The organism is Bartonella taylorii 8TBB (assembly GCF_902825155.1).
In the GTDB taxonomy this organism is placed as follows: Bacteria; Pseudomonadota; Alphaproteobacteria; order Rhizobiales; family Rhizobiaceae; genus Bartonella; species Bartonella taylorii_A.
The window spans coordinates 18,036-42,406 of record NZ_CADEAG010000003.1 but is presented as its reverse complement, the minus strand read 5'-3'; the positions used below and the strand labels follow the sequence as shown (position 1 = coordinate 42,406).

Annotated in this window: 22 protein-coding genes; 18 read left to right on the top strand and 4 right to left on the bottom strand. The window is 38.5% G+C overall.

The genetic code is table 11. The features are described 5' to 3' along the window. Positions 1 to 66: 66 nt before the first annotated feature. On the top strand, positions 67 to 282 hold the full coding sequence (locus tag J7R13_RS09905) for an HNH/ENDO VII family nuclease (protein WP_425523223.1): 216 nt from the start codon (positions 67 to 69) through the stop codon (positions 280 to 282). An 817-nt stretch (positions 283 to 1,099) separates the two neighbouring features. Next, positions 1,100 to 1,960, top strand: coding sequence for a phytoene/squalene synthase family protein (locus J7R13_RS03385; RefSeq protein ID WP_208437474.1), 861 nt, complete (start codon positions 1,100 to 1,102; stop codon positions 1,958 to 1,960). 678 nt (positions 1,961 to 2,638) lie between these two features. Here the strand turns inward: J7R13_RS03385 and J7R13_RS03380 are convergent. Then, positions 2,639 to 4,528 (bottom strand): peptidyl-prolyl cis-trans isomerase, encoded by a 1,890-nt coding sequence (locus tag J7R13_RS03380; RefSeq protein WP_208437473.1) that lies wholly within the window; start codon positions 4,526 to 4,528, stop codon positions 2,639 to 2,641. A 155-nt stretch (positions 4,529 to 4,683) separates the two neighbouring features. On the opposite strand from J7R13_RS03380, the gene tpiA reads away from it, so the two are divergent. From tpiA to J7R13_RS03305, 15 genes are all read left to right on the top strand, one after another. After that, positions 4,684 to 5,448, top strand: a complete 765-nt coding sequence (tpiA, locus tag J7R13_RS03375; RefSeq protein WP_208437472.1) for a triose-phosphate isomerase — start codon at positions 4,684 to 4,686, stop codon at positions 5,446 to 5,448. 81 nt (positions 5,449 to 5,529) lie between these two features. Next, positions 5,530 to 5,976, top strand: coding sequence for a preprotein translocase subunit SecG (gene secG, locus J7R13_RS03370; protein WP_208437471.1), 447 nt, complete (start codon positions 5,530 to 5,532; stop codon positions 5,974 to 5,976). Positions 5,977 to 6,104: 128 nt separating this feature from the next. Beyond that, a complete protein-coding gene (gene pyrG / locus J7R13_RS03365; RefSeq protein WP_208437470.1) occupies positions 6,105 to 7,733 on the top strand; it encodes a CTP synthase in 1,629 nt (542 codons plus the stop codon). Between the two features lie 36 nt (positions 7,734 to 7,769). Then, positions 7,770 to 8,606 carry a 3-deoxy-8-phosphooctulonate synthase gene (gene kdsA, locus J7R13_RS03360; protein WP_208437469.1) on the top strand — a complete coding sequence of 279 codons (837 nt, stop codon included), beginning with the start codon at positions 7,770 to 7,772 and terminating at the stop codon, positions 8,604 to 8,606. A 69-nt stretch (positions 8,607 to 8,675) separates the two neighbouring features. Then, positions 8,676 to 9,944: a phosphopyruvate hydratase gene (gene eno / locus J7R13_RS03355; protein ID WP_208437468.1), complete on the top strand. Its 1,269-nt coding sequence runs from the start codon at positions 8,676 to 8,678 to the stop codon at positions 9,942 to 9,944. Positions 9,945 to 10,045: 101 nt separating this feature from the next. Then, positions 10,046 to 10,453 carry a TM2 domain-containing protein gene (locus J7R13_RS03350; RefSeq protein WP_208437467.1) on the top strand — a complete coding sequence of 136 codons (408 nt, stop codon included), beginning with the start codon at positions 10,046 to 10,048 and terminating at the stop codon, positions 10,451 to 10,453. A 392-nt stretch (positions 10,454 to 10,845) separates the two neighbouring features. Continuing rightward, positions 10,846 to 11,256: a TM2 domain-containing protein gene (locus J7R13_RS03345; RefSeq protein ID WP_208437466.1), complete on the top strand. Its 411-nt coding sequence runs from the start codon at positions 10,846 to 10,848 to the stop codon at positions 11,254 to 11,256. Between the two features lie 383 nt (positions 11,257 to 11,639). After that, entirely contained in the window at positions 11,640 to 12,092 is a 453-nt protein-coding gene (locus J7R13_RS03340; protein ID WP_208437465.1) for a TM2 domain-containing protein, read from the top strand. 186 nt (positions 12,093 to 12,278) lie between these two features. Further along, entirely contained in the window at positions 12,279 to 12,596 is a 318-nt protein-coding gene (locus J7R13_RS03335; protein ID WP_208437464.1) for an FtsB family cell division protein, read from the top strand. A gap of 141 nt (positions 12,597 to 12,737) precedes the next feature. Then, positions 12,738 to 13,778, top strand: coding sequence for a pyruvate dehydrogenase (acetyl-transferring) E1 component subunit alpha (gene pdhA, locus J7R13_RS03330; RefSeq protein ID WP_208437463.1), 1,041 nt, complete (start codon positions 12,738 to 12,740; stop codon positions 13,776 to 13,778). 16 nt (positions 13,779 to 13,794) lie between these two features. Next, positions 13,795 to 15,168 carry a pyruvate dehydrogenase complex E1 component subunit beta gene (locus J7R13_RS03325; RefSeq protein WP_208437462.1) on the top strand — a complete coding sequence of 458 codons (1,374 nt, stop codon included), beginning with the start codon at positions 13,795 to 13,797 and terminating at the stop codon, positions 15,166 to 15,168. A gap of 14 nt (positions 15,169 to 15,182) precedes the next feature. Beyond that, entirely contained in the window at positions 15,183 to 16,511 is a 1,329-nt protein-coding gene (locus J7R13_RS03320; RefSeq protein WP_208437461.1) for a pyruvate dehydrogenase complex dihydrolipoamide acetyltransferase, read from the top strand. Positions 16,512 to 16,735: 224 nt separating this feature from the next. Beyond that, the gene (gene lpdA / locus J7R13_RS03315) at positions 16,736 to 18,196 is read left to right on the top strand and encodes a dihydrolipoyl dehydrogenase (protein WP_208437460.1); all 1,461 of its coding nucleotides are present in this window, start codon (positions 16,736 to 16,738) and stop codon (positions 18,194 to 18,196) included. A 69-nt stretch (positions 18,197 to 18,265) separates the two neighbouring features. Further along, positions 18,266 to 19,228 carry a lipoyl synthase gene (lipA, locus tag J7R13_RS03310; protein WP_208437459.1) on the top strand — a complete coding sequence of 321 codons (963 nt, stop codon included), beginning with the start codon at positions 18,266 to 18,268 and terminating at the stop codon, positions 19,226 to 19,228. 2 nt (positions 19,229 to 19,230) lie between these two features. Further along, positions 19,231 to 19,692: a type II toxin-antitoxin system RatA family toxin gene (locus J7R13_RS03305; protein ID WP_208437458.1), complete on the top strand. Its 462-nt coding sequence runs from the start codon at positions 19,231 to 19,233 to the stop codon at positions 19,690 to 19,692. A gap of 93 nt (positions 19,693 to 19,785) precedes the next feature. Here the strand turns inward: J7R13_RS03305 and J7R13_RS03300 are convergent, their stop codons facing one another. Genes J7R13_RS03300 through rirA form a run of 3 tightly spaced genes read right to left on the bottom strand, consistent with a single transcriptional unit; the run spans position 19,786 to position 21,933 of the window. Beyond that, complete coding sequence (locus J7R13_RS03300) at positions 19,786 to 20,274, bottom strand: CinA family protein (protein WP_004860190.1); 489 nt, start codon at positions 20,272 to 20,274, stop codon at positions 19,786 to 19,788. After that, a complete protein-coding gene (locus J7R13_RS03295; RefSeq protein ID WP_208437595.1) occupies positions 20,271 to 21,464 on the bottom strand; it encodes a bifunctional 2-C-methyl-D-erythritol 4-phosphate cytidylyltransferase/2-C-methyl-D-erythritol 2,4-cyclodiphosphate synthase in 1,194 nt (397 codons plus the stop codon). Before J7R13_RS03295 ends, J7R13_RS03300 begins: the two co-directional genes overlap by 4 nt. A gap of 22 nt (positions 21,465 to 21,486) precedes the next feature. After that, a complete protein-coding gene (rirA, locus tag J7R13_RS03290) occupies positions 21,487 to 21,933 on the bottom strand; it encodes an iron-responsive transcriptional regulator RirA (RefSeq protein ID WP_208437457.1) in 447 nt (148 codons plus the stop codon). A gap of 172 nt (positions 21,934 to 22,105) precedes the next feature. On the opposite strand from rirA, the gene J7R13_RS03285 reads away from it, so the two are divergent. Further along, positions 22,106 to 24,370 carry a sensor histidine kinase NtrY-like gene (locus tag J7R13_RS03285; protein WP_208437456.1) on the top strand — a complete coding sequence of 755 codons (2,265 nt, stop codon included), beginning with the start codon at positions 22,106 to 22,108 and terminating at the stop codon, positions 24,368 to 24,370. Position 24,371 lies beyond the last annotated feature (1 nt).

Below are 24,371 nucleotides of genomic sequence, written 5' to 3'. Positions count from 1 at the left end.
GGATATTCCGCTTTTAAAATAAAAAGACTCTTATTGGAAAAAAGACAACAAATAACATCTCTTGACATGAAGGTGTTTCCATCAAGTCACATCTACGCGTTACAAACGCAAACGAGTTCCATGGCAGAGGTTACCAAAGAGACTCATCACAAACATAGTTTTGTTATTTATATTAATCGCAACATAATAGGATCTGATATTGATAAAGACAAGTTTAATATAATAAGACAGCAGTATTGGAAGAAATGCACTAAAGATTATATTCAAAAAATAACTTATTAGAACCAATCGATATAGAGCTAGATATCAGTGATACGGAGTTGAATACATGGGGGAAGGATTATAGTGAGGAATGTACTTTTGTTGATGAAAGAAGAGAGAAAATAATCAATAAAAGGTTTTATTTTAGTTATGCCTGCCATAATTGTCTGTCAAATTATCTCTTATAGCAGGAGAGTGATGGAGTTTTTTGGTAGCAGCTTTTCCTTACTTAATCAGATTGAATAATATACGCTATTTATTGATATTATCATCATGCTTTTTACTTTACACATATTGCGCTTGAAGTTGTCGTGAAAAACAATGTGGGCATATCAGATGTTCAAGTTCTTAAAAATACCTCAACTTTTCAGATATTTTATCTTTTCTCTATCTAGGTCCTTTATAATTTTGTACGTAATACTGTTAAAAACTCTAACATTGAAAGGCAAAGAGTCTTCATCACTTACATATAAAGATGTTATACGAATGATATTTAATGTAATGAACTCATGTGTTCCAGAGTGATCACTACTTACTCTTTTATTTCAGTATAAATGCAAATGTAAGCGACAAATTTTCATGGTAGTTTATCTATTTATTAAGTTTTATTCTCAAAGAGATACGTTATAGCTACAAGTGAAGTTTTTAGACGTAAAAACACTTTATGTGTTTAGGGTAGCTAAAAAATTACCCAGAAAAAGAATCCTTAATTTGTAGTACATGTAGAGGCGCATTTAAAAGTTTTATTCTCTTAGCTATATTTGCGCATTCATCATTTCAAAATATGAATAAAAATAGAATGTTAATTACTAAAAAGGAAGTTAAAAGGTATCACAGAATGATTGATTCTCTTCCTTACTATCTTGATATTTTACGTGCTACAGACCGTGATCGCTATATATCGGTTTTGTTTGCGCCTAAAAAAAAGCGCAGAGCTCTGGCCGCTCTTTACGCTTTTAATGTGGAAATTGCTCGTATTCGCGAAACTGTACACGATCCGCTTATTGGTGAAATACGATTACGTTGGTGGCATGATTCTATCGCTAATGGTGGAAGAAAAAAGAGTAGAGATAATCCAATTTTAAGTGATTTGTTTACAGCAATGACTCTCTTTAATTTGCCTAAGATGGATTTTTTACGTTACTGTGATGCGCAGATTTTAGATCTTTACCACAATCCGATAGAAAATCTTCATGATCTCGAATTCTATTTTAGCGAAACAGCGAGTATAATTTTACGGCTTTCTTGTCAGATATTAGATCCTGATACGGCACAAGATTTTACAAATGTTTATGAATATGGAGGGATTGCTCAAGGATTAAGTGGTATATTGCGCCTTTTATCATTCATGCAGTCACGATATCAATACTATTTACCTGATGATATGCTAAAGGCTGTAGGAGTGGATAGGGAGGATTTGGAATCTAATCGTATCAATGACAAACAAAAGTGCCACATTGTTGAAGCTATGGTAGCGTTATCGCGAGATCATTATACCAAGTTTTACGATCATTCTAGTGCTTTGCCTAGCATGCTTAAACAAGCATTCCTTCCGTTAGCAATTATACCAGCATCTCTTCAAAAAGCGGTACAGTTAGGAGCTGCAGTTTTTCAAGAAAGCGCAACTTTACCATTGATTCATCGTTATTGGTTGATAACAAGGGCAGCAATAAGCGGTAGTTTTCCAAAGATATTATAAGAATTAAAGGACATTATCCAAGAACAGGGGAATAAATAAATGTGTTAAGTAACTACGATATTATAAATCAAAATCCTTTTTTCTCATTGGGGAAATGCTACTAATGCATTGATAAGGATCGTTTTAGAACAGTTAGAAATCGCACTTATGAGATTTACGGTCCAAATATAGTGTATTTTTTTCAGCGGTTGTTCGTTATCGTACATCGGTAGATGATTTAGAGAACACAAAACTAAGATAAAACTTGTGAAATTACCAGCTGTTTTTGGTGAGATTGAGGTTTTAATATCCAGAGCTTAAATGTATCAGGACTGCATCATTTGCCAATGAAAGGCAGTTTCTTATTTGGTAAGAAAAATTATCTTCTAACGGTTACACAAAGACCTATGGTTGGGTAAGATATTGCGTGTATAGACGGCTATAAATAATAGCTATTTGTTATCAGAACATTCATAGAGCCTCTGCATGGGTTGCATTCTTTATTGCTCTGAAAAAACTATTTTCTAAATCGCATTCACTATTTCTCTGTAAAATCGCGAGTTTGCAGAAAATCTTATTATTTTTATGGAGCCTATTTACCATTATACTAACGAAAAAGAAATTTATTTTTCTTCCTTAGTTATAGAAGCTCTGATTGCGATTTTATTACCTAAATACTACAAATTATTTACAACATTTTTACTGGAGAGTGTTGAAGATTTGATGATAAAGAGTGCTGTTAATTTCCAAAGGGTGTTCTTTATTAGCAATTTGTAGCATTTCTAGTTTTAGATCTTCTCTCATTATCATGTCTATATTGGTACGTATATCAGATGGAAGAGTATGAGCGGTAATGTCTTGAGGAATGGTTACGGTCTTTATTTGATAAATGATACGGTTTGTTACCACCGGACCTTTTACTATGCCATAATGACCTTTAGGTCCAGAAAATAACGCTTTAACACCTTCAGCTCCAAGAATTTCCGATGAGTCTTGGCGTCGTAGGGCTTGTGTTGTTTGTTTTATGATACCAAGTGCATTCGCAAGAGAAACAAGTGTCTTCCCTTCGGTGAGTTGTTTGAGAGCATCTTTGGCCTTTTCATCAAGAAGGCGTTGAACTTCTTCACTTTTCCATTGGGAAAGTACGTCTTGCTTGGCTTCTTCAAGTGTTTTATCACGGGCAGGAATAATTTTATCTACTCTATACCAGAGATATCCACCTTTTTGAAGGGAGAGAGGATCAAGGTCGACACCTTCGTTTGATTGATAAATGGCGTTCAATAAAATATCTTTCTGGGGTAAATCCGTAAGTATTGCGCCTTCAATCGTTTTTCCTGTTGTATCAATAGTGATTGTACGCAGAGGCAATTTGTATTGGTCAGCAAGCTCTTTGAGAGAAGCTCCTTCAAAACGTGCATTTTCGATTGCTGTATAATTGTTGCGTATAGCATCTACAGCACGATTTTGAGCAAGTGTTTGACGAATATTTTCTTCCACTTTTTCAAAGGGAAGTGAGGCCGAAGGTTCAATATGTGTTACGCGAATGATAACAGGACCTTGTATAGTATTGATTACAGTACTGATTTGCCCTTGTTTGAGTTCAAAAATCTCAGACGCTAGATGACTAGGAAGTTCACTTTCTGTGAGAGGACCTTTTTTTATCTCATTGAGAGTCTTATTCTCAGCTTTAACCAGTGTATCAAAACTCAATCCATCGGCTATTTTTTTTGCCGCATTATCTGCAGCTTCGCGTGTAGGGAATTGCAATTCTTCAATCGTACGTTTTTCAGGAGTCATGAAACGCGATGTATTTTGTGTATAATAAGCCCTAGCGTCATCTGCTGAAATATCTTCGGGTTTTATCATCTCAGCCGACGTCATAGATAATAAAGAAACAGTGCGGTATTCCGGAGTACGAAATTCATTTCTATGCGTTTCAAACCATTTTTGCAATGTTTCTTGATCGGGGTCAGAAATTGTTTTCTTTTCCTTGAGATCAATAATGAGATAATCAGCAATACGGCTTTCATCTTGATAAAGAGCGAGCGCTTTATAAAAGAGATCTGGTGCCTTTATTCCGGATAGCGAAGCTGAAATGAGTTGATTACGCTTCTCTTTTTGGGTGTAATAATCAAGGAAATTGCTTTCGCTAATATGTAAATTCTGAAGATAGTTACGAAATAAATTTTTATCAAAGACGCCATTTATTTGAAACATATTATCAGCACCGAGAATACGAGCTACCGCATCTTTTGAAAGACTAATTTTCATTTTACGCACCTGTTCATCAAACAGTACATCTTGTTGCAACTGAGTGAAAACAAAAGCGGGAATTTTATATTGCTGCATTTCATTTGGTGTAAACATTCGTCCAAGATGAGATGCGAGTGCTAAACGTGCGCTTTGATCAGCAAGTGCGAGACGATAATCATCGACAGTTATTGTGGATTTCCCCGAAGTAATAAGGTCTCTTTCACTCTTTGTATGTAATTGTGGTATTCCCCATAAAAGGATGAAGCATACGAGTAAAATAGCAAGGAAAACCCTAGAAACCCAGGATTTTGTAGCATTTCTTAAGATGTCAAGCATTGTTCAATTCCATTTTTTGGCATAAATTATTTATCAAAGCAGTAATGGAATTTGCAATAAAGATACAAAAGATGCAAGCTTAAAGACTTGCTTTCATTTTATAATTTGATACCTAAAGATAAACAATGTGTTGTGAGTGTTCTTGAGGTGAAGATATGTCTCCAAATATTCGGCCTTTTATTGCTGGAAATTGGAAAATGAATGGAACTGGTGAATCGCTTGGAGAATTGCGTGCCATTGCTGCGGGTGTTAGCTCTGACTTAGGGCGTTTGTTTGAAGCGCTTATTTGTGTTCCAACAACACTTTTATCGCGTGCTTCTGATACTTTAGGTGGTGAAAACCTTCTCTTAGGGGGGCAAAATTGTCATTTTGATGATCATGGCCCTTATACCGGAGATGTTTCAGCTTTGATGCTTAAAGAAGCAGGAGCAAGTCATGTCATTATAGGACATTCGGAACGTCGCACAGTTTATCAGGAGAGTGATGCAATTGTTTGCGCTAAAGTGCAGGCGGCGTGGCGAGCAGGCCTTGTTGCTCTTGTTTGTATTGGCGAAACATTGGAGGAGCGCAAAAATAATAAAGTGCTGGATGTACTCACACGACAGCTTAAGGAATCTTTGCCAAGTGATGCAACAGCAGAGAATGTTATTATCGCTTATGAACCTGTATGGGCTATAGGCACAGGAAATACGGCTACTTCAGCAGATGTTGCAGAAGTGCATAATTTTATTCGTGATGAGATGCGCTCTCGTTTTGGTGAGGAAGGGGACAAAATGCGTATACTTTATGGTGGATCAGTTAAGCCATCCAATGCATTTGAGCTTTTGGGGACTACGCATGTTAATGGTGCTCTGATAGGTGGAGCAAGCTTAAAAGCGATTGATTTTTTAACTATTTGCGATGTTTATCGTAAATTATAATAGAGGAATCTTAGTTCCCTCTTGGATTATGTGTTATTTATGTGTAAATAGCCATGAAGATTTATTTGAAGAGCAGGATTTATGCAAACAGTACTTATTGTTATCCATTTTTTGGTTGTTATTACTTTGGTTGGCGTTATATTAATTCAGCCTTCGGAGGGTGGCGGGCTTGGTGTGAGTAGTGGTTCTGGATTGATGAAGACGCGTGGGACCAAAAATCCCTTAACACGTTTGACCGCTATTTTAGCATGTTGTTTTTTCGCCGTGTCCATTGGGCTTACTGTGGTGGGGAGCATATCAAATTCCAGTTCTGATATTCTCAAACGTATACCGGTTAATTCAGAACAGAACTCTACAAGTAAAGGGGTTTCCGAAGCAGTTCCATCATCAGGCGGAGAGTCTCAACCTTCTATTTTTGAACAGCTAGGAGTTCCACCTCACGAACAAAAACAGCCTACAGGTCCTGAGGTTGAAAATCCAGTTCCACCGGTCCATGAAAATCCAGTTCCGAATAAAGGTATAAAATAGTTTTTTTAAGCAAAGTATAGATTTAAAAAGGTGATTGCTTCACCTTTTTTATTTTATAGAAGAAAAATTGTTTCTTTTTGCATTTTTTGCTGGAAAAATCATGATAAACTGCTTATCACCATAAGCCCATGGCACGTTATGTTTTTATTACTGGTGGTGTGGTTTCTTCCCTTGGAAAGGGCATTGCAGCAGCGGCGTTAGCTGCATTATTGCAGGCTCGTGGATACCGTGTACGGCTTCGCAAACTTGATCCCTATTTGAATGTTGATCCAGGTACCATGTCACCTTATCAACACGGGGAAGTGTTTGTGACCGACGATGGCGCAGAAACCGATCTTGATCTTGGTCATTATGAGCGTTTTACCGGACGTCCTGCAAATAGCCAAGATAATATTACAACAGGGCGTATTTATCGCAATATCATTGAACGAGAACGGCGTGGCGATTATTTGGGGGCAACGGTTCAGGTTATTCCTCATGTTACCGATGAAATTAAGAGATTCATTATAACGGGAAACGAAGAGTTTGACTTTGTTTTGTGTGAAATAGGTGGAACGGTTGGTGATATTGAAGCAATGCCTTTTCTAGAAGCGATTCGTCAGCTTCGCAATGAATTGCCAAGACAAAATGTTATTTATGTGCATCTTACATTGATGCCTTATATTCCTTCGGCTGGAGAATTAAAAACCAAACCAACACAACATTCCGTTAAAGAATTACAATCAGTTGGTATTGCTCCTGATATTTTATTGGTGCGCGCAGATCGGCCTATTCCAGAAACAGAGCGGAGCAAACTATCACTTTTTTGTAATGTTCGCCCAAGCGCAGTTATTCAGGCATTGGATATGTCAACGATTTATGATGTTCCCATAGCATATCATAAAGAGGGGTTAGATTCAGAAGTTCTTGCTGCTTTTGGAATGAATTCGACAACTAAACCTAAAATGGATCGTTGGGAAGATATCACACATCGGATTCACCATCCTGAAGGAGAAGTGACGGTTGCTGTTGTTGGGAAATATACCGGATTGAAGGATGCTTATAAATCTCTTACCGAAGCGATTGCGCATGGTGGTTTAGCCAATAAAGTAAAGGTTAATATTGAATGGATTGATGCAGAGCTTTTTGAAAGAGAAGATCCTACGTCCACTTTACAAAAGGTTCATGGGATTCTTGTGCCTGGTGCTTTTGGGGTGCGTGGTGCAGAAGGAAAAATGCAAGCAATTCAATTTGCGCGGGAGCGCAAAGTTCCATTTTTAGGTATTTGTTTTGGGATGCAATTGGCTTGTATAGAGGTTGCACGCAATATAGCAAAGATTGAGAATGCTTCATCAAGTGAATTTTGCAAAACCAAAAATCCGATCGTAGGTTTGATGAGAGAATGGCTCAAAGGAGATATTCTTGAGAAACGTACACAATGTAGCAATCTTGGTGGCACCATGCGTCTTGGTGCTTTTGAGGCTGAATTAAAAGAAAATAGCCATATTGCCAAAATTTACGGGATGACAAGGATTAGTGAGCGACATCGTCATCGTTATGAGGTAAATATTGATTATAAAGATAAGCTAGAACAGTGTGGTTTGATTTTTTCTGGTATGTCTCCCGATGGTATTTTACCAGAAACAATAGAATATGCAGATCATCCATGGTTCATTGGAGTTCAATATCATCCAGAACTGAAATCACGTCCATTTGATCCACATCCACTTTTTTCTTCTTTTATTGAAGCCGCTATAGAACAAAGTCGATTGGTTTAGTTCATAAATGGAATTATTTGCTTTTTGAGGAATAGAATGTCTAAACCAAATGCCATTGTGAGAGTTGGGAATGTTGTCTTTTCAAATGAAGCATCTCTTTCATTGATTGCAGGACCGTGCCAGATGGAAAGCCGAGATCATGCTTTTGAAATGGCTGGCCGGATTAAAACAATTACAGATAAAATTGGTATTGGGTTTGTTTATAAATCGAGTTACGATAAAGCCAACAGAACATCTATAAGTGCAGCACGTGGCATTGGTCTTGAAAAAGCAATGGCTATTTTTTCTGATTTGAAAAAGGAATTTAATTGTCCGGTATTGGCTGATGTCCATACAGAAGAACAATGCAAAGTTGTTGCGTCAACGGTAGATATTTTACAAATACCCGCTTTTTTGTGTCGTCAAACAGATCTTTTGACAGCAGCAGCCAAAACGGGCCGTGTTATCAATATTAAAAAAGGACAGTTTCTAGCTCCGTGGGATATGGAAAATGTTTTAAGAAAGATTACGAAAAGTGGTAATCTGAATGTTATGCTTTGTGAGCGAGGCACGTCATTTGGTTATAATCGACTTATTTCTGATATGCGTTCATTGCCTATTTTACGTTCATTTGGGGCTCCTGTTATTTTTGATGCAACCCATTCTGTTCAGGAGCCAGGGGGACAGGGGAATTCATCTGGTGGACAGCGTCAATTTGTTGAGGTTTTGGCGCGTGCGGCTGTTTCTGTTGGAGTGGCAGGTGTGTTCTTAGAAACGCATCAAGACCCAGATAATGCGCCTTCTGATGGACCTAATATGGTTAAAATTGATCATTTACAAAGACTTCTTGAGACTTTAATGGAATTTGATTATTTGTCAAAAAAGATGAATTGAATAGAGAAGATATTCTATCATTATGGCATTTAAAATGAATCAAGACTTTTGCTGGATAAGGAAACGCACATGACTATAATTGTCGATATCATTGGACGTGAAGTGCTTGATAGCCGAGGTAATCCAACGGTAGAGGTTGATGTTCATTTGGAGAATGGGGCTTTTGGTCGTGCTCTTGTTCCTTCAGGGGCATCGACAGGAGCACATGAAGCTGTAGAGCTTCGTGATGGTGGCATGCGCTATCAAGGAAAAGGCGTTGAAAAAGCAGTCGCTGCAGTAAATGGCGAAATTCTTGAAGAGCTTGGTGGGCGAGATGCAAGAAATCAAATCGCCATTGATCAAGCAATGATTGCCTTGGATGGAACACCAAACAAGGCGCGTCTTGGTGCTAATGCGCTTCTTGGTGTTTCATTGGCTGTTGCAAAGGCGGCTGCGGAATCATTAAATTTGCCTTTGTATCGTTATATTGGTGGTATACAAGCGCATGTTCTTCCAACACCTATGATGAATATTATTAATGGTGGTGTCCATGCTGATAATCCAATTGATTTTCAAGAATTTATGATTATTCCTGTAGGGGCATCAACGGTGAAAGAAGCAGTCCGCTATGGTGCTGAGATTTTTCATACGTTAAAAAAACGTTTAAAAGATTCAGGTTATAATACCAATGTTGGTGATGAAGGTGGTTTTGCACCTCAATTTAAAAGTGCTGAGCAAGCAATTGATTTTATTATGGAATCTATAATAACCTGTGGATATAAACCAGGTGAACAAATTGCACTTGGTTTAGATTGTGCTTCGACAGAGTTTTATAAAAATGGTTCGTATTTCTATAAAGGTGAGGGCAAATATCGTGATGCTCAAGATCAGGTAGATTATTTGGCAAAACTTGTTGAAACTTATCCCATTATTATGATTGAGGATGGGATGGCTGAGGATGATTGGGAAGGCTGGAAATTACTTACTGATTCGATTGGTAAAAAATGCCAGCTTGTTGGTGATGATTTGTTTGTAACAAATTCTACGCGTTTGCGTGATGGTATCAAAATGGGAGCCGCCAATTCTATTCTTATTAAAGTGAACCAGATTGGCACGTTGAGTGAAGCGCTTGATGCTGTAGAAACAGCGCATAAAGCAGGTTATCGTGCCATTATATCTCACCGTTCAGGTGAAACGGAAGATTCTTTTATTGCAGATCTTGCAGTTGCAACGAATTGTGGACAGATTAAAACGGGCTCGCTTGCACGTTCGGATAGATTAGCAAAATATAATCAACTCATTCGTATTGAAGAAATGTTAGGGAATCAGGCATGTTATGCTGGTTGTTTTCATCGTTGATAATTATGAGTATAAAACTTTAAATTGTGATGTAATTTGTATTATGAGATTTAACTCTTTTATCAAAGACATGTACGCAGCGATTTTATAGGTGTTCAAATATGAGAGGTATAATTATTAGTCAGGATCAGGGGAAGTGCCTCATCTCCGGTGATGATGGTAAGCGTTATCAGTTTGCAACCTGGGATTGGTTAGGAAAAAATCCCCCCAGAGTAGGTGATACCGTTGATTTTGTGTGTGAAGGGAATAATATTAATTCTGTTTTTCCATTGTTGCAAAAAGATTCAGAGCCTTCAAAAGTAATGTTAGCGCTCATTTGTTGGTTTACTGGTATATTTGGTGTTCATCGTTTTATGGCTGGTAGAGTGAGAACTGGTGCTTTAATGCTTATCCTATCTTTATCGGTTGCCGGTTTGATGATTACAGGGGTTTGGGCAATTGTTGATTTTATAAGCATTGTCGCTGGGAAATTTACTGACAAAGATGGGAGGCAAATTACACATTGGTAAAATGGTATGTTGTAATATAAAAGTAGGTAATATCGCTTAGTTTTGTTGTGGCAAATATGCTGAGAATATAATATCAGAGACCTTAGGTATACGTATTTGATGATGAGATATTAGCAAAAATAATGTGTAGTTGAATAGAAATATTGCAAAAGGCTGTACTATTTTGTATGAGCAAGACGTCAATGTAAATTGATCAAGATGTGTTTTTTGTTGCTGCTTATAGCAGTGCGAAGTATTAGATTATTGGGGGATTCCGAGCTATTTTAATTTTACGGTTATCACGGTGAGTATGAGTTGTACTTATGCCGTGAGGTTAGTTAGCATATTATCAAATTTAGAAAATAACCTCTTTATGAGTAACATATGAGGAATAGCTTTATAGGTGATCAAGGATGAAAGGTAAGATTATTGGTCAGGATCAAGGAGATTATTTCGTTTCAGGGGCTGACGGTAAGCGTTATCAGTTTGCGAGTTGGGACTGGTTAGGAAAAAAACCACCAAAGGTAGGGGATACCGTTGATTTTGTATATGAAGATAATGTTGTTAAATCTGTTCTCCCTCTCGTGAGTAAAACTCAGTCAGAAAAATCAAGATTGGCGATAGCACTTGTTTGTTGGTTTTTTGGATGGTTGGGAATTCATCGCTTTATGGCTGGTAAAGTCGGAACGGGTATTGCAATGCTTCTTATAACGATAACAGGTATAGGGCTGTTAGTTACTATACCGTGGTCATTCATTGATTTTATAGTTATTTTATCCGGATATTTTAGGGATGAAAATGGGGATAAAATTATAAATTGGTAGAAATTTTAGAATAATATAAAATGTAAAGAGCTAGAAATTTTCTTTACTTTTAATGTTGTCAATATATTAATTTAATAATGTAAATTATTTTAGTCTATGTCTTTAAATGTGAAATATTAAAGAAAATTATGAATATTTAAATAAAACTATTGAAAAAGACTGTACTATTTCATATGAAAAAAGCAAGAGTGCAAATCGAACAGCGTGCTTTGTATTACCACTTGTAATTGCGGGAATTTTAAGTTGTTGGGGGATTTTAAGCTTTTTAAATTGTCATATATCACGGTGACTACAGATTGTATTCATGCAGTGAGGTTTATTCAACATATTATCATATTAGAAGAAAAGCTTCTTTATGAATAACAATTTTATAGGTGGTGAAGATGAAAGGTAAGATTATTGGTCATGATCAAGGAGATTATTTCATTTCAGGGGCTGATGGTAAGCGCTATCAATTTGCGAATTGGGATTGGTCCGGAAAAACGCCGCCGAAGATTGGTGACGTCGTTGATTTTGTGTGTGAAGGGGATACCATTAAATCTATTTTCCCTATCTTGACTGAAGGTCAGTCACAGCAATCAAAAGTGACGTTAGCGGTCGTTTGTTTTTTTCTAGGTGGACTAGGAATTCATCGTTTTATGGTTGGTAAAGTTGGAACGGGCATTGCAATGCTTCTTATAAATATAATAAGTGTAATAAGTATAATAAGTGTAATATTTATGCCGGTAGGGCTTATAGGAATTTTTTTGATAATTACACCTTGGGTATTGATTGATTTTATAGTCATTTTAACAGGAAATTTTAAGGACAAAGATGGGTGTAAAATCACAAGTTAGTGGGATATCCAATATTTGTCATATAACAAAGTGGGGCATTCAGCTTATTTTGATTGTCTTGAGGGGGGGTAAATTGGTGATAACAAATTGTTTGCGTGTGTAGATTAAGTAATGAGGTGTTAATCAAAATCGTGCATAGTTAGGCAAAATTTTAACAGGGTTATGCTATCAAGACTGTGCTATTTTATGTGGACAAAGCAGAAACGTCGATCAATCAAAGTACGCTTTGTACTACCGTTTATAACGGTAGGAGTTTTGAGCTATTTCAGTTATCATATTTATCATGGTGAGTACGGATTATATTCACGTAGTGAGGTTAATCAATATATTGTTGAATTAGAAGGAGAACTTCACAAAGTAGAATCTGAACGGATGTCCATTGAAAAGCGCATTTCTCTTTTACGAAATGGGCGTATTGAAAGAGATATGCTGGATGAGTATATACGGAAAAATTTAAATTTTTCCAAGCCAAATGAACTAACAATCCTAACTCCTTGTAAATGATATTAAAAGTTAATGAGAGATAACTGGGTTTCAAAAAATATTTTAAAACAACTGCCAATGATAGCGTTTGTGCTGATTGATAATGCTTGTAACTTTCGTCCGTAAAGGTTATTCCTAAACAATCATAAAAGGGAGTTTAGTATGGCAGAAAAGTCTAAAAAAGGCTCTGCATCGGTGGTGCACACTGTATTATCAAACACCACAAAGAGAGCACCAATAGCACGTTTTACAGCACAAGAAGAAATTGATGCTTATCGTGAGATGCTTTTAATTCGTCGTTTTGAAGAAAAGGCAGGGCAACTTTATGGTATGGGGCTTATTGGTGGTTTTTGTCATCTCTACATTGGGCAGGAAGCTGTTGTTATTGGAACGTTGAAGGCAGCCAAAGAAGGTGACCAAGTTATCACATCTTACCGTGATCATGGGCATATGCTGGCGGTTGGTATGAGTCCGCGTGGTGTCATGGCAGAACTAACGGGGCGTCAAGGTGGCTTTTCCAAGGGAAAAGGAGGTTCGATGCATATGTTTTCTAAAGAAAAGAATTTTTATGGAGGACATGGTATTGTTGGTGCACAGGTTCCAATAGGTTCTGGTTTGGCGTTTTCGAATCAGTACCTTGGTAAAGATAATGTGACATTGGTGTATTTTGGTGATGGTGCAGCCAATCAGGGACAGGTTTACGAAAGTTTTAATATGGCTTCGCTTTGGAAGCTTCCTGTTGTTTATATTATTGAAAATAACCAGTATGCCATGGGAACATCTGTTGCGCGTGCATCGGCAGAGACTGATTTTTCTCGTCGTGGTCTTTCTTTTGAAATTCCAGGCATTGTTGTTGATGGCATGGATGTTCGCGCAGTAAAAGGAGCTGCTGATGAGGCAGTTTCTTGGGCGCGTTCGGGTAAAGGGCCGATTATTCTTGATATGCAGACCTATCGCTATCGTGGTCATTCCATGTCTGATCCAGCAAAATACCGCTCAAAAGAAGAGGTTCAGAAAATAAAAGAAGATCACGATCCAATTGATCAGGTGAAGAATCGAATTCTTGAACAAGGTTTTGCGAGCGAAGACGATTTAAAGTCTATTGATAAAGAGGTACGTGCGGTTGTTGCGGATGCGGCGGATTTTGCGCAAAGTGATCAAGAGCCAGATGCTTCTGAGCTCTATACTGATGTTTTAGTTTGATGCGAGGGAAGCAAGTATGTCTATTGATATTTTGATGCCGGCGCTTTCACCAACGATGGAAGAAGGTAAATTATCTAAATGGTTCAAGAAAGAAGGCGATAAAGTTAGCTCTGGTGATATAATTGCTGAAATTGAAACAGATAAAGCAATAATGGAAGTAGAGGCTATCGATGAAGGAACTCTTGGTAAAATTTGCGTGCTTGAAGGTTCTGAAAGTGTGAAGGTTAACACTGTTATTGCGGTGTTGTTAGAGGAAGGTGAAAGTGTTGAGGATATTTCGCAAACTTCCGATTCTTTAAATGCACAGCAAAAAACCAGTGGTGGATCTTCGTCTTTTTCTTCATCAGTACTAGAGTATCCCATTTTAACTACTATTCCTGATTTTGATATTCCAGCAGGAACACAAACAGTTACAATGACGGTGCGTGAGGCGCTTAATCAGGCTATGGCTGAAGAGATGCGGCGTGATGAGATGGTTTTTCTATTGGGAGAAGAAGTAGCGGAATATCAAGGTGCTTATAAAGTTAGCCAAGGTTTATTGGAAGAATTTGGTGCACGCAGAGTTATCGATACACCAATCACAGAACATGGTTTTGCAGGATTAGCTGTTGGTGCTGCCTTTGGAGGGTTGCGTCCCATTGTTGAGTTCATGACGTTTAATTTTGCTATGCAGGCAATTGATCAAATTATCAACTCAGCAGCAAAAACGCGTTATATGTCTGGTGGACAAATGACCGCTCCTATGGTTTTTCGTGGTCCCAATGGTGCGGCTGCGCGTGTAGGCGCTCAACATTCTCAGTGCTATGCCGCATGGTATAGTCATGTGCCAGGTCTTAAAGTTGTTATGCCTTATAGTGCTGCAGATGCAAAAGGTTTGCTAAAAGCTGCTATTCGTGATGACAATCCTGTTATTTTTCTTGAAAATGAGATTTTGTATGGTCATCAATTTGACGTTCCTCAAATAGATGATTTTGTTTTACCTATCGGTCGGGCACGTATTCATAAATCTGGACAAGATGTTACGATTGTTGCATGTGGAATTGGGATGCATTATGCAGTTCAAGCGTTGCCAGAAATTGAAAAACTTGGTGTTGATGTAGAGTTAATTGATCTACGGACAATTCGTCCGATGGATCTTCCAACAATTCTTGCTTCAGTTAAAAAGACAGGTCGTTTGGTAACAATTGAAGAGGGGTATCCTCAGTCATCCGTTGGCACTGAAATAGCAACGCGTGTTATGCAGCAGGCTTTTGACTATCTTGATGCGCCAGTTGCTACAATTTCTGGCAAGGATGTTCCCATGCCTTATGCTGCCAATCTTGAAAAATTGGCTTTGCCCAATATTGCTGAAATTGTTGAAGCCGTTAAGTCTGTGACTTATAGAGCATAACGGAGGAAAGCACTATGCCCATTAAAATTACAATGCCTGCGCTTTCTCCAACGATGGAAGAAGGGACTTTATCAAAATGGAATGTTAAGGTAGGAGATAAGGTTTCCTCTGGTGACGTTATTGCTGAAATTGAGACAGATAAAGCAACAATGGAAATAGAGGCTGTTGATGAGGGAAAGGTTGCTAAGATCGTTGTTCCTGCTGGAACGCAAGGCGTTAAAGTGAATAGTTTAATTGCTGTTTTAGCAGAAGAAGGTGAAGATTTGGCCGAGGCTGCAAAGGTTGCAGAAGAAATCTCTACCTCTTTTACAATTAAAAAATCAAAGGATGTAAAACAGGCAGATTTAAAGACAGCACAGGTGCCTCCTGTATCACTGAGTCAGCAGTTAGTAGAAAGAGATAAAAAGGACATACGCCTTTTTGCTTCTCCCTTAGCACGGCGATTGGCGGCTCATGCAGGTCTTGATTTATCACTTGTTACTGGGAGTGGTCCTCATGGGCGTATTATCAAGCGTGATGTAGAAAAAGCCGTGAATAGTGGTATTTTAAGGACTTCAGGCTCATCACAAATTGAACAGCCGATAGTGGCAGCTGCTTCTGATAAACAGATATTGCAACTTTTCAAAGAAGATGAATACACATTCATACCCCATAATAATATGCGTAAAACAATCGCTAAACGTTTGGTGGAATCAAAGCAAAAAATACCACATTTCTATGTGACTCTAGATTGTGAACTCGATGCGTTATTAGAGTTGCGTGCGCAATTGAATGCTGCGGCACCGATGGTCAAGACGCAAGAAGGGGCTGCGCCTGTTTACAAACTTTCCGTTAACGATATGATTATTAAAGCGGTAGCACTTTCTTTGAAGTCCGTTCCCGATGCAAATGTATCTTGGCTTGAAGATGGAATACTTCATCACAAACATTGTGATGTTGGGGTAGCTGTATCTGTTGCAAACGGATTAATTACACCAATTGTTCGCCATGCAGAAGAAAAATCTTTATCAATTATTTCTCATGAGATGAAGGATTTTGCAAAGCGTGCACGTGAGCGCAAGTTAAAAATGGAAGAATATCAGGGGGGAACAACAGCTGTATCAAATATGGGGATGTATGGTGTAAAAAGTTTTTCTGCTATTCTTAATCCGCCGCATGCGACGATTTTTGCGATTGGAGCAGGTGAACAACGGGCTGTTGTTAAAAATGGTGCATTGGTGGTTGCGACGGTCATGTCGGTTACAATTTCTGCTGATCATCGTGCTGTTGATGGTGCGTTAGCAGCAGAGCTTGCTCGGACTTTTAAGAAGATGATTGAAAATCCATTAGCAATGCTAATTTGAGCTGTTTAAAAGTGCTTCACATAAATTGTGTGTGGGGATGATATGTTAATATGGTAGAGGCTAGATTGAGAGAGTTTGAATGGCGATATTGCTGCCTCTTCTGATTTGATAAAGGCATATATGGTAAGTTTGAAATGAAAGACACGTGATTCTGTGAAGTTGTTTTTTAGTCTTAAGCTCAAAGAGTGCGTATCCGTTTTGTATATATCCGTGGAGGAATTACTGTGGCGAATCTTTATGATGTAATTGTGATTGGATCAGGTCCTGGAGGATATGTAACCGCAATTCGTGCGGCGCAATGTGGCTTCAAGACTGCGATTGTTGAACGTGAACATCTTGGTGGGATTTGCTTAAATTGGGGGTGTATTCCAACAAAAGCACTTTTGCGTTCGGCGGAAATAAAGCATTTTGCTGAACATGCAAAAGATTATGGACTGAAGCTTAACGGGTCAATTGAAGCAAATATCAAAGATGTTGTAGCACGTTCACGCGGAGTTTCAGCGCGTTTAAATGCTGGTGTTGGTTTTTTGATGAAAAAAAATAAAATTGACATTATTTGGGGTGAAGCAAAGCTTACCAAGAAGGCAAAAGGGAGCCACCTTACGGAAATTATGGTTTCTTCATCGTCCAAACCGATTATGCAACCACAAAATCCAGTACCTAAAGGTACATTAGGGGAAGGAACTTATCAAGCAAAGCACATTATTATTGCAACGGGTGCACGTCCTCGTTCTCTCCTTGGACTTGAACCAGATGGAAAGCTTATTTGGACTTATTTTGAAGCTATGATTCCACAGTCAATACCAAAATCGCTTTTGGTAATGGGGTCTGGAGCAATTGGCATTGAATTTGCCTCTTTTTATCATGATATGGGAGCGACAGTAACTGTTGTTGAAATGATGCCTCATATTATGCCTGCTGAGGATGTTGAAATTTCAACATTTGCTCGTAAACAGTTAGAGAAAAAAGGTATACGAATTCTCACGCAAGCGAAAGTAATGAAGGTTGAAAAAGCTTCTGATTCTGTTATTGCGCATATTGATGTTAAGGGTAAGACAGAAACAATTACAGCTGATCGGTTGATTTCAGCTGTTGGGGTTCAGGGTAATATTGAGAATCTAGGATTAGAAGCATTGGGTATAAAAACTGAACGTGGGTGTATTGTAACCGATGAATGGAGTTGGACAGGGGTAGAGGGTATTTATGCTATTGGTGATGTGGCTGGTCCTCCTATGTTGGCACATAAAGCAGAAGAAGAAGGTGTGATATGCATTGAACATCTCGCGGGTTTGGAGAATATTCATCCGCTTGATAAGAGAAAAATTCCAGGATGTATATATTGTACACCACAAGTTGCCTCTGTAGGCTTTTCAGAAACAGCAGCAAAAGAAGCTGGCTATGATATACGTGTTGGTCGTTATTCTTTTGCAGCGAATGGTAAGGCCATTGCTTTAGGAGAAGATCAGGGATTGGTTAAAACTATTTTTGATAAAAAAACGGGGCAACTGCTTGGTGCACATATGGTAGGAGCAGAAGTAACAGAACTAATTCAAGGTTTTGTTGTTGCTATGAATCTTGAAACAACCGAAGAAGAATTAATGCATACCGTTTTTCCGCATCCAACATTATCAGAAATGATGAAAGAGAGTGTATTGGATGCTTATGGTCAGGTTTTAAATGCTTGATAGTTGGATTGCTTGAAAATCTTGTTTTTATGTGATTTGCATTCCATATTTAAAAAGCAGAGGTCTTAGATGGTTACGGTGGTTGATAGAGTTACAAATAGACGTCTGCGTCATCCTGAAAAGGCGCATCGTCCGGATACAAGCATTCAAAAAAAACCGGAGTGGATTCGCGTAAAAGCGCCAACATCACAGATATATAAAGAAACGCACGGTATTGTACGCACTCATAAATTAGTAACCGTATGTGAAGAAGCGGGATGCCCAAATGTTGGCGAGTGTTGGAGTCAGCGACATGCCAGTTTTATGATTTTGGGTGAAATATGTACACGGGCATGTGCTTTTTGCAATGTTGCAACAGGTATTCCACTTGCAGTTGATGATAATGAGCCAGAACGTGTGGCGAATGCCGTTGCACAGATGGAATTAAAACATGTCGTCATTACATCTGTTGATCGTGATGACCTTGCTGATGGCGGTGCTGAGCATTTTGCAAAAGTTATTTATGCTATTCGTAAAAAGGCTCCCAAGACAACAGTTGAAGTTCTTACACCTGATTTTCGCCATAAAGATGGAGCTTTAGAAATTGTTGTTGCTGCTAAGCCTGATGTTTTTAATCATAATTTAGAAACAGTTCCATCTAAATATTTAAAGGTCCGTCCAGGTGCGCGTTATTTTCATTCGGTTCGGCTCTTACAACGCGTTAAAGAGCTTGATCCAACAATTTTTACAAAATCAGGGATTATGGTTGGGCTTGGGGAAGAACGAAATGAAATACTTCAATTGATGGATGATTTGCGCTCTGCTGATGTTGATTTTATGACAATTGGGCAATATTTACAGCCTACGCGAAAGCATCATCCGGTTATTCGTTTTGTACCTCCTGAAGAATTTGAGTCTTTTGCCAAGATTGGTAAAGTAAAGGGGTTTTTACATATGGCTTCCAACCCTCTGACGCGTTCATCTCATCATGCAGGCGATGATTTTGCAATTTTGCAAAAGGCGCGTGATGAAAAATTTGCCTTGCAGAGATAATTATGCCGTCTTTTACAACACATCGGCAAATTGTCCATAGTGCCAGTGAAATGTTTGATCTTGTTGCAGATATTGAGCGTTATCCTGAATTTTTACCAATGTGTGAGGCGTTGATAGTCCGTTCTCGTAAGGAATATGAGGAAAAGACATTACTTCTTGCCGATATGATAGTTGGCTACAAGGTTATCCGAGAAACTTTCACGACCCAAGTACTTCTCCAGCCGAAGAAAAATCTGATAGAGGTTAAATATATTGATGGCCCATTCAGATATCTTGAAAATCGTTGGATCTTTCATGATATTGAGAATACCAATGCATGTAATGTAGAGTTTTTTATTGATTATGAGTTCAAAAGCAAAATGCTTGGATTGGTGATGGGATCAATGTTTGATATTGCTTTTCGTAAATTCACCGATGCTTTTGAAATGCGTGCGCATCGAATTTACGGTTCTCCGAGAACATAATTTATTCAGTTGATTTTGTTGCATAATCAGTATTGTATGATGTGGACTGTGATTGTGATGAGGTGAAATCTAGAAATTGGGCTGTGAAGAATATCATTGGAGAGATTCCAAGATCATTTTTAAAGCATTTTCAACGGTTGCATAGCGTATAGTGTTGCGATCAAGATCTCCGAAATGCATTTCTGTATGCAGAGTTTTATGATTCTTGTAAGCAACTGCGAAATGTACAAGCCCTACAGGTTTATTAAGGCATGCTCCCCCCGGTCCTGCAATTCCTGTTACAGAGACAGCAATTCCAGCTTGTGAGTATTTTAATCCACCCTCAGCCATTGCAAGAGCAACTTCCTTTGAAACGGCACCGTATTTTTCTATAAGTTCAGCACATACGCCAACAAGGTGTGTTTTCGATTCATTTGAATAAACGACAAATCCACAATCAAATACATCTGATGATCCTGCAATATGTGTAAGATTTGCAGCAATAAGCCCTCCTGTACAAGATTCAACAGTGGTTAAAAGCAAACCTTTTTGGCGACATGCTGTAAGGACTTCACGTGCTTGTTTTTCACAAAAATATGTCATTTAGGAATTTCTCCTAGATAAAGGACGCTCGCTGTTGCAAAAGCCGCAATGCCTTCACCACGACCAATAAATCCAAGCTTTTCATTTGTTGTTGCTTTGATGGAGATTCGATCGGGTGAAATTGTGAGTATCTTCATAAGATTTTCTCTCATTTTATGACGATAGGGGCCGATTTTAGGTTCTTCGGCGATCAGCGTGATATCAACATTGGCAATACGACCGCGTGCTTGTTTAACAACATCAAGAGCGTAACGAAGAAAAATTTCTGATGATGCATTTTTCCATTGGGGATCAGAGGGAGGAAAATGTGTACCGATATCTCCTGCACCTCGCGTAGCGAGAAGAGCATCTGTTAGTGCATGAAGCGCGACATCCGCGTCGGAGTGTCCATTCAATTTTTTATGAAAAGGAATTTCTATGCCACATAATATAAGGGAAGTTCCTTTCTCGAAAGAATGAACATCATAACCATTGCCAGTGCGGATATCAGGAAACATTTGCATTTTTTTTTGAAGATATAGATGTGCGGTATCAAAATCTTCGTGCCATGTAATTTTTATGTTATTAGGGTCGCCAAGGATGCTACGCATAGGAATTCCAAACCATTCCGCAATTGCAGAATCATCAGTAAATTCTTTTTTACAAGCTTGCATTGCTTTTTCATGGGCAGCTAAGATGCGTTCAAAAGGAAAACACTGTGGAGTTTGTGCACTATAAAGGTTAGTACGTGGAATTGTTTCTAAAACATGGTATGCGCTATTTATGCGTTTGAGAGTATCAGAAATTGCGAGAACGGGAAGAACGCCTTCTTGATGATTGACAGTTGTGTGGATTTGATCGAGGAGTTGATTTTCGATAAAGGGGCGTGCACCATCATGAATATGCACATACTGCGGCTTGAACTTTTTAAGTGCATGAAGCCCACATAAAGTAGATATTTGACGTGTATTACCTCCTTCAACAATGATAAGGTGCTCTTTAAAATCAACGATAGCTTGCTCACAGATTTGGCGGTCTTCTGGATGAATAACGAGGATAATCGTTGTGATGGCTGGATGCTGCAAAAAGCAACGCACAGTATGACAAATAACCGGCTCTTGCCCTAGAAGTTGGTACTGTTTTGGAATTTTGTGTGGAGATTTTGCCCTTTCACCGCGTCCAGCGGCTAATATTATTGCTGCAATAGAAATACTTAATCTCCTTTTTATTATCTTAGTTTATTGTTTTATGATCATCAATTTTAAATTTATTTTGAAAGGCTGGTCGTTGAAGATCAGCAAGGGATATCACTGATAATACATCAAAAAAAGCATTTAAAGCTTTTTGAAGTGCAGTATTTAAACCACAAAAATCTATTAGTGGGCAATTAGATTCTGCAGTATCGAAACATTCTGCCATGGAAAAGTTATCTTCTGTTACTTTTACAACATCAGCTACCGAAATCTCTGCTGCAGGTTTAGCTAATTTAACGCCACCATTACGCCCGCGTACTGTTTGTATAAAACCTGCTTCAACAAGTGGCTGAAGGATTTTAAATAAAAAAAGTTCGGAAACGGCATATGCTTTGGCAATTTCTGGAATACGACTAAGAGATCCCTGATTATCTGCACAGTACATGAGCATCCGGAGCGCATAATTTGTCTGTTTGGTTAACCGCATCTCATCTCCTTTGTAAACTCTTACTGAACGCACTTTAATTTTAAAGATATTTTGTAAAATGTAGAAGTTTTTTCTCTCTTTGATAGATTGGCTATATTTTAAATGCGGTATTGTCAATTTTTGTTACAAGAGGTTATATGGGGTCAATAGGATAAAGTAACGTAAGCTCATCATGAATACAACATTTGTAACAAATCTCCAAGATATAGATCAAAAAACTTATAACGATGAGTTGTATCGTTTAAGTAAAGTGTATATCTTTTTAGGCATCACAATTATTGTGTTGTCTTTGCTTACAGCGTCTGTTTCATTTATCATTCTTATTGGATTAACGCCTGTTGTTCCCAGTAGAACTGTAACTCTTATTCTTATAGGGATTAATAGTGTTTGGGTTTTAGGCCTTGTGATCATTGTTTTTTATGAGATGATCCCCATCATTCGTGCATGGCGTTCTAGGCGTGCAGGTTCGCGTCTTCATGTGCGTCTTATTTCGTTGTTTGCACTTGTTGCAACAATGCCGGCTGTCGCTGTAGCTCTTGTATCAGGGCCTGCACTGAATTTAGGACTTGATCGATGGTTTGATACGACCACACGGCAGATTGTAGGTTCTTCTATCGATTTAGCAAATGCTTATGCGGATGAAATGCTGCAAAATTTGAAGAATTTATCCTATGCTATGGCATTTGCACTTGATAATAAAAAGCTTTTAGAGCGTAATCCAGCTGAGTATAGGATGCAATTGACGCGTCACGCTATAGGACGCAATCTGCGTGGTGCGTTTTTGTTAAGTTCTAGCGGAACTGTTTTTATATCGAGCAATCTTGGTGATGAGGATAAACTACCGATTCCTCCTTCTCATCTTATAGGGCGTGCAACGAGTGCGAGGCCTTTTTCTTTTCAACCGGGGGTTCATGATTATTTTGGCATTATTTTAAAATTTACGAATATTCCAAACACATTTTTGTATTTGGTGCGTGATGTCGATAAAGAGGTTTTATCTGCTTTGCGTTTGACGGAAGTCAATACAGATCGTTATCGTGATTTAAATGAAAATCGTTTACTGACGCAAGTCGCATTTGGTATGCTTTATCTGTGCCTTTTTTTTAGTTTGTTCTTATCAGCCATTTGGGCTGGTATTGCTGTTGCTGATCGTCTGGTACGTCCTATTCGTCTTCTCATTAGTGCTGCTGATGATGTGGCTTCAGGGAATATGGAAGTTTTTGTGCCAGTACGCGCTAGGGATGGAGATATTGGGCAGTTATCGAAAACTTTTAATTACATGGTCAGTGAATTAAAAAGTCGGCGCAATGAGTTGATTGCAGTTCGTGATCAAATTGATGAGAGACGGCGTTTTTCTGAAGCTGTTTTATCTGGTGTAACAGCAGGGGTGGCTGGTATTGATGATAATGGTGATATTACAATTATCAATCGGTCTATGGAAACAATGTTTGATATTCGCTCTGAACAAGTTATTGGGCACAGTCTTTTATCGTTAAGTGCTGAAATTTGGCAAGTTTTTCAGTTTGCACGCTCATCAGGTCGTAAAAATCACCGTGAGCAGGTAACTTTAAGTGTTGCAGGACAAGAACGCGTTTGTAATGTGCAAATTACGATGGAAGAAGATGATGGGCAGGGGCAATCTTGGGTTCTAACGATTGATGATATTACAGACCTTGTTGCAGCACAACGTACATCGGCATGGGCAGATATTGCACGCCGTATTGCACATGAAATCAAAAATCCACTTACACCTATTCAATTATCAGCTGAACGTATTCGTAAACGTTACAACAAAGTTATTACACAGGATAGAGAGGTCTTTGAGCGATGTATTGATACGATTATTCGACAAGTTGGAGATATCGGGCGTATGGTCGATGAGTTTTCTTCTTTTGCGCGTATGCCTAAACCACAGATGAATATTTTGGATATACGCGGATTACTGCGTGAAGCATGTTTCTTGATAGAAGTGACACGACATGATATTCATTTTGAGCAAGATTTAGGAAGTGTACCACTTGTGGGGGCATTTGATAATCGTCTTATTGTGCAAGCTTTTTGCAATGTTATCAAAAACGCGAGCGAATCTATAGACGCGATCATACGAGAGGAAGGTGCCCATGGGCATATCCTTGTACGTTCTTATCGTCAAGAAGGATACGTGGTTGTGGATGTTATTGATAATGGGAAAGGACTTCCTAAAGAGCAAAGGCAAAAATTATTAGAGCCTTATATAACAACGCGAGAAAAGGGAACAGGGCTCGGATTAGCTATTGTACGCAAAGTTATTGAAGATCATGGTGGATCCATGGAGTTGCATGATGCGCCGAAGAGTTTTTATGAAGGTCGTGGTGCAATGATCCGTTTGATATTTCCAGCGGATGAGGCTAAGCAGAGGAATATTACACAAGCCACAAGTCGTAAGATAGGGGAATAAA